Below are 9341 nucleotides of genomic sequence, written 5' to 3' on the forward strand. Positions count from 1 at the left end.
CAGGGGTCATAAATATCATGCCCGTCCTGAGTAGACCATTCAGGATTAATCCTGAGGCCGATGCTCCGGCCTGCTACTTTTGCCTGACGCCCGAAACGCATGAGCTGGCTTGGCGAATTGAATACGATGTGGTCTGCATAGTGCAGTAGTTCCACAAACTGGTCATCCCGGTAGGCCGCCGAAAACACATGCACTTCTTTGCCGGGCATCTTCTCTGCTCCAAGGCGTGCCTCATACAATCCGCTCGCCTCCGTACCGGCCAGATAGGGTTCCAAAGCCGGATACAGATTGTAATTGGAAAAGGCTTTCTGCGCCAGGAGGACCCGGCAGCCCGTCCGTTCTGCCAGTCCGGCCAGGATTTCTCCATTATGCCGCAAAGCCCGCTCCTCCAGGATATAGCACGGCGTCGGCAGCCGGCCAAACCAGTCCTCGGGAGTACCTCCCTCCAGATAGCGGAACGGCGGCGTATACATCGTATCGCCCATCACGGTACCAGTACCGGGTTTTCATCAATGCTGCGGGGCAGGCCATATTTGTCCAGTGCATCGAGGAACGGATCCGGATCCAGTTCATCTACCGTATAGACACCCGGTTTCTGCCATTTTCCCGTAAGCATCATGAGTGCACCGCACATAGCCGGTACGCCCGTCGTGTAGCTGACGCCCTGACTGCCCACTTCATGGTAGCATTCCTGATGATCGCAGACATTGTAAATATACCAGGTCTTATCTTTGCCATCTTTCGTTCCCGTAAAGATGCAGCCGATATTGGTCTTGCCTTTCGTCCGCGGTCCCAGGCTGGCAGGATCAGGAAGCAGGGCTTTCAGGAATTTAATCGGCACAATCTGATGGCCTTCAAATTCAACCGGCGTCGTAGATAACATTCCCACATCTTCCAGACATCTCATATGATCGAGATAACTCTGTCCAAAGGTCATAAAGAAACGGATCCGCTTCGCTTCAGGGATGGTCTGGGCCAGACTTTCGATTTCTTCATGGTGCAGGAGGTACATATCCTTTTCCCCGACCTGATCGAAATGGTATTCCCGTTTGATACTCATGGCCGGTATTTCAATCCAGTGTCCGTCTTCCCAGTAACTGCCGGGAGCCGATACTTCGCGGAGGTTTACTTCCGGGTTGAAATTAGTCGCGAAGGCATAGCCGTGGTCACCGCCGTTGCAGTCGAGAATATCAATCGTATCGATATGATCGAATTCATGTTTTTTGGCATAGGCACAATATGCCTGGGTTACGCCCGGGTCAAAGCCGCAGCCTAAGAGGGCCATGAGACCGGCATCTTCGAATTTTTTGCGATATGCCCATTGCCAGCTGTAATCAAAATATGCCGAGAAACCCGCTTCTTTGCAGCGTTTTTCATAGATGGCACGCCACTGGGGATCATCGGTATTTTCCGGTTCGTAGTTAGCCGTATCCATGTAATTGACGCCGCAGGCCAGGCAGGCATCCATGATAGTCAGGTCCTGATACGGCAGCGCCACATTCATGACCAGATCCGGCTTTTCCTTCTGGATGAGGGCAATAAGCTGGTTTACGTCATCAGCATCTACCCGGGCTGTCGTAATTTTCGTATCCGTGTGGCCTTTCAATTTGGCAGCCAGGTCATCACATTTGGATTTTGTACGGCTGGCAAGACACAATTCCGTAAATACATCACTCACCTGACAGCATTTCTGAATCGCTACGGAGGCAACGCCGCCACAACCAATGACAAGAACTTTACTCATAGTAGTCTCCTTTCAGTTTGAACAAAAAACAGATATATGGAAATCTATAGTGAACTACATATATTTTCAACTATGACAGCGGATACAGTGCCAGCATCAGCTCCCGCACGACTTTGCAGGCCAGTGCCGTAGACGCGCCACTGGCATCCAGCATCGGCGCCAGTTCGGTCACATCGGCACCGATGACACGGGTCTGGGAAACGAGCTGTATGGCTCTGAGCAGGGCGGGAAACCAGACGCCGCCCGCTTCTGGCGTCCCCGTTCCGGGAAACGCCGCCGGATCCAGGCAATCGAGGTCAATCGTAACATAGACGGGAAGATTCTGTTTCCTCAGTTTGTCAACGACCTGTTCCAGTCCTCCGAATCCGAAGGGATGCATGTCCGTATGCTCCCGGGCAAAGCGGAACTCTTCCCGTTCCCCGCTGCGGATACAGAATTGATGGATCCGCCCATCTCCCAGGATGTCATGGCATCGCCGAAGCACGCAGGCATGACTGAGCCTTGCTCCCAGATAGTCGTCCCGCAGATCGGCATGGGCATCAAAATGGATGATGTGCAGATCCGGCCACTGCCGGGCAGCTGCCCGTACGGCACCGAGTGTCACCAGATGTTCCCCGCCGAGGAGCAGAGGCAGCTTACCATCAGCAAGAATCACCGACGCCCGTTCTTCTATATCGGCCAGGGCCTGTTCCGAACTGCCGAAACACAATTCCATATCGCCACTGTCAAAAATCCGGCAATCTTCCAGATCTTTATCCTGATACGGACTGTACGTTTCCAGGCCAAAACTTTCATGACGTATGGCCGGCGGGCCAAAGCGGGCGCCGGGGCGGAAACTCGTCGTCGAATCGAAGGGAGCACCGTAAAGGACGATGCGTGATTCTTCATAGGAAGCATCACAGGCCAGGAATGTTTCTACATTAGGTTTCAGCATCAGGGTTCTACCTCCTGGAGCATGTCTTCCAGAAATGCCGGCAGCCAGAATGAACCGACATGGAGCCGCGTCGTATAGTACCGCGTGTGGAGATGGAGCTTTTCCCACGCCGCCGCGTCGAGGTCATTGACGGGATGATATTTTTTGCTGGCAAATCCGAACAGCCAGTATCCGGCCGCATAGGTCGGGATATGAGCCTGATAGACCTTACTGATAGGGAAGGTACTGACGATGCGCTGGTGGCTGCGCTGCATGGCCAGAGCGTCTTCTTTATAAAATGGGCTCCCCTGCTGATTGACCATGATGCCGTCATCGCGCAGGGCATGATAACAGCTGCCATAAAATTCCTTCGTAAACAACCCCTCAGATGGTCCGAACGGATCGGTCGAATCGACGATGATCAGGTCATATTCCGCTTCGCAGCTGCGGATGAACTTCAGGGCATTTTCAAAATGGATATGAACGCGGCTGTCATCGAGGCGGCAGGCATTGCCCGGCAGATAATTGCGGCAGGCTTCGACAACGGCCGGATCCATTTCTACCAGATCGACAGACCGTACCCGGTCATAGCGCGTCAATTCCCGCACGACTCCGCCGTCCCCGGCACCGATGACCAGGATATCCTGGCACTGCTGATGTACTGCCATGGGCACATGAGTAATCATTTCATCATAGATAAATTCATCCCGTTCGGTAAGCATGACGTTGCCATCAAGGGTCAGGACGCGGCCAAATTCCGGTGTTTCAAAAATATCGATGCGCTGATATTCGCTCTGCCGGGAATACAGATGGCGGTTGACGCGGATACTGTGCTTGACATCGGGCGTATGAAATTCACTGAACCAAAATTCCATGATATTCCTTCCTTTCACGCCAGGACATTGATGTGCTGCAAATCGGGATCTTCTGATCCGGTCATGCTGCAGCCTTTTTCTTTGGCATAACATATGTGTTCCAGGATTTCTGCCGTAATCCGTTCGCCCGGCGCCAGAATGGGAATGCCCGGAGGATAACACATGACGAATTCACTGCATACGCGCCCTTCACTCTGTGCCAGAGGCAGACTGACCTTATCAGCATAAAACGCGTCCTGGGGGCTCATGACGACTTCCGGTTCCACATATTCCTGAGTCAGCATTCCTGCCGAATCTTTCTGATGATGGCGGCGGATTTCTGCCAGGGCACTGACCAGCCGTTCCAGTTCCTGTATGCGGTCTCCCATCGACAGATAGGCCAGAATATTGCCAATATCACCGAACTCAATCTGAATATCGTATTCATCGCGCAGGAGGTCATAGACTTCAATACCTGCCAGCCCGATGTCACGGGTATGGACACTAAGTTTCGTACTGTCAAAATCAAAGACAGAATCGCCATTCATCAATTCCCGCCCAAAGGCATAATATCCGCCGATGGCATTGATTTCCTGACGGGCATAATCGGCCATATCGACGACTTTATGAAAAATTTCACGGCCGTGAAGTGCCAGGTGGCGACGGCTGATATCCAGACTGGACATGAGAAGATAGCTTCCCGATGTCGTCTGAGTCAGGTTGATGATCTGCCGTACGTAGCCTGCATGCACATCCGGCCCGGTCAGAAGGAAGCTGGACTGGGTCAGGCTGCCACCGCTCTTGTGCATCGATACGGCCGCCATATCGGCACCAGCTGCCATGGCCGATACGGGAAGGCCATGGCCAAAATAGAAATGCGTCCCGTGTGCTTCATCGGCCAGACATCGCATCCCTGCATCATGAGCCATGTGGACAATAGCCCGCAGGTCACTGCATATTCCGTAATAGGTCGGGTTATTGACCAATACGGCTACGGCGTCAGGATTTTCCTCGATGGCCCGCGCTACCTGCTGGCGCTGCATACCCAGAGAAATGCCCAGCCGTGCATCGACTTCCGGATTGACATATACAGGTATGGCTCCACAGAGCACCAGAGCATTGATGACACTTTTATGGACATTGCGCGGCAGGATGATTTTATCTCCCCGCTTACAGACGGTCAGTACCATACTCTGCACGGCACTGGTCGTCCCGCCGACCATCAGAAAGGCATGGGCGGCCCCAAAGGCCTCTGCTGCCAGTTCTTCCGCCTCGCGGATGACAGAAACAGGATGACACAGATTATCCAGCGGTTTCATACTGTTGACATCGACGCCGACGCACTGTTTCCCGAGGAAAGCCGTCAGTTCCGGATTTCCCCGGCCTCTCTTATGTCCCGGTACATCAAAAGGGACAACACGCATATCACGGAATCGCTGCAGAGCTTCATATATTGGTGCCCGTTGCTGTGATATGGCCGCTTGTTTTGACATTACCATATTCTCCCCCCATTGCCTGCATAAAAAAAGCGCAAGCTGCGCTGCTACACAACTTGCGTCCTGACAATTCCAATATACTAAGACGATGGAAACATCCTGTCCGTCATCCGTCTTAGTGGAAAATATGATCAGAGTCTATATAGCAATTCTACTTTTACTACTCCTATTGATCGGTTCACAAGTGTGCCTGCGCACATTTCGGTTATGAAGTAACCAACTCTTGAAAACTGAGCATACAGCTCAATCAATAAGGCAGCAATCATGCCGCCAATCGGCAGTGGACCCGGCTGTCCGTATGGCCTGAACTTTAAAAAAAGTGGTCCTGTACAATTGCTTTGAAAAGACCTGTTCTGTCATCTTTCCAAAATCATACCAATCGTATCATAAAGAAAAACACCTGTCAACTATCTGGCGTCACTTGCCGGCGTATCCATCAGTTTCCGGGCCAGTTCCTGGTACAGGAGGCTCACGGGCAGATCCGGATTACCTTCGACGACGGTCATGCCCTGGTTTTCATAATACTGGATTTCTTTACTGCGCGGTATATCGGCTATAATGGGCAGATTATGGCTGTTGGCAAAAGCCTGTACGATATCATACTCGTTCTCTACGTTGCGCCTGTTGAGGATGATTCCCCGGACCTGGGCATATCCCCGGTCTTTGAAATTTTCTACTGCTTTGATGATATTGCCGGCAGCATACAGAGCCATTTTTTCTCCCGACGTGACAATGAAGATTTCGTCGGCGTACCCATCCCGTATAGGAGCCGAAAAGCCACCGCACACGACATCGCCCAGTACGTCATACAACACGACATCCGGCTGGATCCGGTCGAAGACTTCCAGTTCATCTATGAGATCAAAGGTAGCAATGATACCTCTTCCTGCACAGCCCAGCCCCGGCGTAGGTCCGCCCGTTTCGATGCAGAAGACACCGCCATACCCGGTTTTACCGATATGCTCGAAATCCGGTTCTTCCGTATAGGTCCGGTAATAATCCATGACCGGCATGACAGGCTCGCCATGAAGGAGATTCCACGTCGAATCGGCCTTGGGATCGCAGCCGATTTGGATGACCTTCTTCCCCAGTCTGGCCAGAGAAGCCGAAATATTGGCAGCTGTCGTCGATTTGCCGATGCCGCCTTTTCCATAAATCGCAAATTTTCTCATCGTATTTCCTTTCCTATTTCAAACGATCCCGCAACCAGTCCGCTATGTCCGGTCCAGCAATCACAGGCATTTCATCGTGATAGTGGCGCCCAGAATACGCTTCGTGGGGCAGAGAAATAAATGCATCCTGTTTTTCCGGAAGCAGCCGGGCATAAATGGGGTCTGCCAGGACATGCTGCGCCTTGCGGCATTCTTCGCGGATGACCGGTTCGACACTGACCGTTTCTATATGGCGCAGGAGCAGCTGAGGCGCATCGGCCAGCGGGCATAAGAGCCGCACCGTAGAAAGACCCAGCTCATGGCGCAGCAGATTTCCCATAGAAAGGAGATATACCGGCTCGCCAATGACCAGGGCATCACAGGGCTGGTCATCATACACCGTTTCCGTCTTCCAGGCATTGAGATCGGCCAGAGCGTACTGCGGCTTTTCCCGGGGTTCTCTTCCCGTAAGGCCTGTCAGATACGATGTATCCCCTTCACGCAATGCCTGCAGCCAGTCTGCTGTTCCCTGTTTTCCCATAGGGATGCCGGCTACATAGGGAATCCCGTACTGTTCCTGCATATATTGGGCCAGATACAACCCCGTAGAAGAGACGACGGCATTGACATCGGCGTTGGCCGCTTCAGACAGATTATCCAGCGTATCTCCCATAGACCACGAACTCTGTATGATGAATCCCGCTTCTGTCAAAATGGTTTTGATAGCAGTTGCATTGCCGACGACAGAAAAATCCAGAGGTGTCAGCCCCAGGATATTGACTCTCCGTGCCGGCCGCTGTGGCTGTCTGACCGGACATTTCAGGAAATGCTGCGCCAGGCGGACGTAAGCATTCCCCGCACCGGGAAGATAACTGTGGATACCGTCCGTCCGGAATCCCATCGTAAAAATACCCGTCCGTTCTTGTACCATTTTTTCAATGGCCCGGAAATCCGTCCCGATTGCATTAGGCATGGGACTGCCTCCGATAGCGATAAAAGCCGGATGGACGGCATCGGTTACTTCGGCAATATCATGGATGAGCCGCTGGTCGTTGCCCTGAATAGTGTCGATTTCATTGAGTCCTGATATGTACACCATGGATGGTGTATCGTACCATCGCGGCTCATCATGGGTATCATACGTCGAATTACAGCCTGATGCATCGTGCATGACAACCAGCCCGCCCAGTTCAAACAGGGCCGAAGCGATACCAAACATATCTACGGCATAGGTAGATAAGACTCGTTGTGCTTGTTTCATCCATGACACCCCCAGGCTTTGACTTGAATAATCTCTCTCATGTTCGGATTTTCTTTGCCAGCGGCATCACCGATCCAGTCCAGCAGTTTCATAAGACCCACATACCCATACAGGCCGCTGTTTTCAATGACATTGACAAAATACTTCGTATCCGTAAAGTAGGCTGCCATCTGGCCGATAGCCAGAACTTTTCCATATTTCCGGCTGTCATCCCGCGGCAGGAGACGCCGCTTGAAATGCATGGTCGAACGCAGGGACAGGTTTGGATAATGTTCTTTCAAGAAAAAGAAACTGTCTTTTTCATCTGGTGAAATGGCATCGAGATACACGGCATACACGTTATATCCATGAGTCAGCAGGAACCGTGCCAGTCCCAGAGGCCGCGGTGTCGCTGTAAAATCGATGGCAATCGGCGTCTGCCCGAGTATATTATGCAATTTCATCGCCTTCTCTTCTATCTGCTGTTCAAAGGCATCGCAATCAGGCATGGTAAGGTGCAGTACATCCGCTGCCGTCTGCAGGTTCTTCCGCAATGTCCCATAGTCGTAGGCATACGGCAGATACAGGGCATCCTGTCCCAGACGGCGCTTCATGTCGCGGGCTGCCGGTGCAGCATTTTCCAGGAAATAAATATTGGCTGCCGATTCCCCCATCTGTTTATATTCATCATACGTACGGCAGTCCGCAAAATCGTGAATGGCATACCCGCCAGCACAGAGCATGGCTGTCAATTCATTATCTCCATCGACAGGGTAATAATTGACGATGTAATTCACGGCCCGGCGTGGCGGCATTTTCGTCACGGCCCGCATCAGCTGCCGCCGTCCCAGAATATCCGGCGTATACCGTCGCTGCAAAGTGGGCGTCATATAGCCGTCGATGAAATCGATGTCAGGAAAACGCTGGCGCAGCGTGTCGTAGACGATGCGGACATCGATATGGAGGAAATGCTGCATGCAGCTCGTAAAACCTTCGACGCAGCGGGGCCGTTCCGGCAATTCTTCTATAATCCGGGATATACCGTCAATCATCATGTCTTCCAGATTGCCTTTGATGAGATTTTCATTGGTCAGGGTCACCATGGAAAAACGCCCGGCGCCATCGGGGATTTCATCAGCCGATAAGACGACGCCGTGAAGACAGCAGGCACAGCAGACGTATATTTCATGGCACTGGGGAATGAGCATAGGCGAGTGGGCGATGGTCCAGTGGCCCCGGGCCGGTGAAGCATACTGCAGGCCAATATAAAACGGTTTGGGAAAATCCGCCCTGCCTATGGAAATTTCGGCACCATCCGGCGTAACCGTATATCGGGGCACCTGAGGCGGATGGATTTCATTTTCGTAAATCATGCTCTCCCTCCTCGGTCAGCATATGCGGGGCAGCAATTCTCCCCCCGGCGGCGGGAGCATCGTTTCCGCACCGATTTCCGTGCGCAATATGACCCGGCCCGGCTGTTCTGCCGTGACCTGTCCGATGACAGCGGCATCTTGAGAATAAGGCTGCCGGTGCAGCACATCCAGAATCGCCGGCGCTTCACATTCTGGCGCGACGATGACCAGACAGCCTTCACAGGCCAGGTAGAGCGGTTCCAGTCCAAGCATGCCACAGACGCCGCGGACGGAGGGATGTACCGGTACGGACTGGCTATCCAGATGAATGCCGACGTGGCTCTGGCTGGCGATCTCATACAGGACCGTTCCCACGCCACCCCGGGTGGCATCGCGGATAACGTGGATATCTTTCGTCTGCCCGAGCATGGCTTCTACCGTTTCCCATAAGGGAGCACAATCACTGGTTACATCGGCGTCGATGCCGAACTGATTCCGTGCCAGCAAAATCGTACAGCCATGGCGGCCAACATCGCCACTGACAATGACTACATCGCCGGGGTGTGCCAGCGTACCGGACGTATGGACGCC

At 52.8% G+C, this 9341-nt stretch carries 8 protein-coding genes and 1 pseudogene; all 9 read right to left on the bottom strand.

Annotation, left to right across the window (positions count from 1 at the left end):
• Nucleotides 1-485, bottom strand: a pseudogene (locus tag DBO31_RS00830) (carboxynorspermidine decarboxylase); the annotation flags it as partial.
• On the bottom strand, nt 485-1744 hold the full coding sequence (locus tag DBO31_RS00835; protein ID WP_150824211.1) for a saccharopine dehydrogenase family protein: 1260 nt from the start codon (nt 1742-1744) through the stop codon (nt 485-487). The gene DBO31_RS00835 and the pseudogene DBO31_RS00830, both read right to left, overlap by 1 nt.
• A 70-nt stretch (nt 1745-1814) precedes the next feature.
• Entirely contained in the window at nt 1815-2678 is an 864-nt protein-coding gene (gene speB / locus DBO31_RS00840) for an agmatinase (RefSeq protein ID WP_150824212.1), read from the bottom strand.
• Nucleotides 2678-3532: a polyamine aminopropyltransferase gene (gene speE / locus DBO31_RS00845; protein WP_059075435.1), complete on the bottom strand. Its 855-nt coding sequence runs from the start codon at nt 3530-3532 to the stop codon at nt 2678-2680. Before speE ends, speB begins: the two co-directional genes overlap by 1 nt.
• 14 nt (nt 3533-3546) lie before the next feature.
• Nucleotides 3547-5004, bottom strand: coding sequence for an aminotransferase class I/II-fold pyridoxal phosphate-dependent enzyme (locus tag DBO31_RS00850; protein WP_150824213.1), 1458 nt, complete (start codon nt 5002-5004; stop codon nt 3547-3549).
• A gap of 410 nt (nt 5005-5414) precedes the next feature.
• On the bottom strand, nt 5415-6179 hold the full coding sequence (locus DBO31_RS00855; protein WP_059075437.1) for an AAA family ATPase: 765 nt from the start codon (nt 6177-6179) through the stop codon (nt 5415-5417).
• A 13-nt stretch (nt 6180-6192) separates the two neighbouring features.
• Nucleotides 6193-7419, bottom strand: coding sequence for a nitrogenase component 1 (locus tag DBO31_RS00860; protein WP_150824214.1), 1227 nt, complete (start codon nt 7417-7419; stop codon nt 6193-6195).
• Nucleotides 7416-8771: a nitrogenase component 1 gene (locus DBO31_RS00865; RefSeq protein ID WP_150824215.1), complete on the bottom strand. Its 1356-nt coding sequence runs from the start codon at nt 8769-8771 to the stop codon at nt 7416-7418. Before DBO31_RS00865 ends, DBO31_RS00860 begins: the two co-directional genes overlap by 4 nt.
• A gap of 15 nt (nt 8772-8786) precedes the next feature.
• A partial coding sequence (locus tag DBO31_RS00870) for an AIR synthase-related protein (protein ID WP_234995340.1) occupies nt 8787-9341 on the bottom strand: 555 nt, incomplete at its 5' end.

This window comes from Megasphaera sp. DJF_B143, from assembly GCF_900320625.1.
Lineage (GTDB): Bacteria > Bacillota > Negativicutes > Veillonellales > Megasphaeraceae > Megasphaera > Megasphaera hexanoica.

Coding starts and splice junctions, on each gene's coding strand:
- DBO31_RS00835 (WP_150824211.1), bottom strand. CDS start 1,744: ATGAGTAAAGTTCTTGTCATTGGTTGTGGCGGCGTTGCCTCCGTAGCG.
- speB (WP_150824212.1), bottom strand. CDS start 2,678: ATGCTGAAACCTAATGTAGAAACATTCCTGGCCTGTGATGCTTCCTAT.
- speE (WP_059075435.1), bottom strand. CDS start 3,532: ATGGAATTTTGGTTCAGTGAATTTCATACGCCCGATGTCAAGCACAGT.
- DBO31_RS00850 (WP_150824213.1), bottom strand. CDS start 5,004: ATGTCAAAACAAGCGGCCATATCACAGCAACGGGCACCAATATATGAA.
- DBO31_RS00855 (WP_059075437.1), bottom strand. CDS start 6,179: ATGAGAAAATTTGCGATTTATGGAAAAGGCGGCATCGGCAAATCGACG.
- DBO31_RS00860 (WP_150824214.1), bottom strand. CDS start 7,419: ATGAAACAAGCACAACGAGTCTTATCTACCTATGCCGTAGATATGTTT.
- DBO31_RS00865 (WP_150824215.1), bottom strand. CDS start 8,771: ATGATTTACGAAAATGAAATCCATCCGCCTCAGGTGCCCCGATATACG.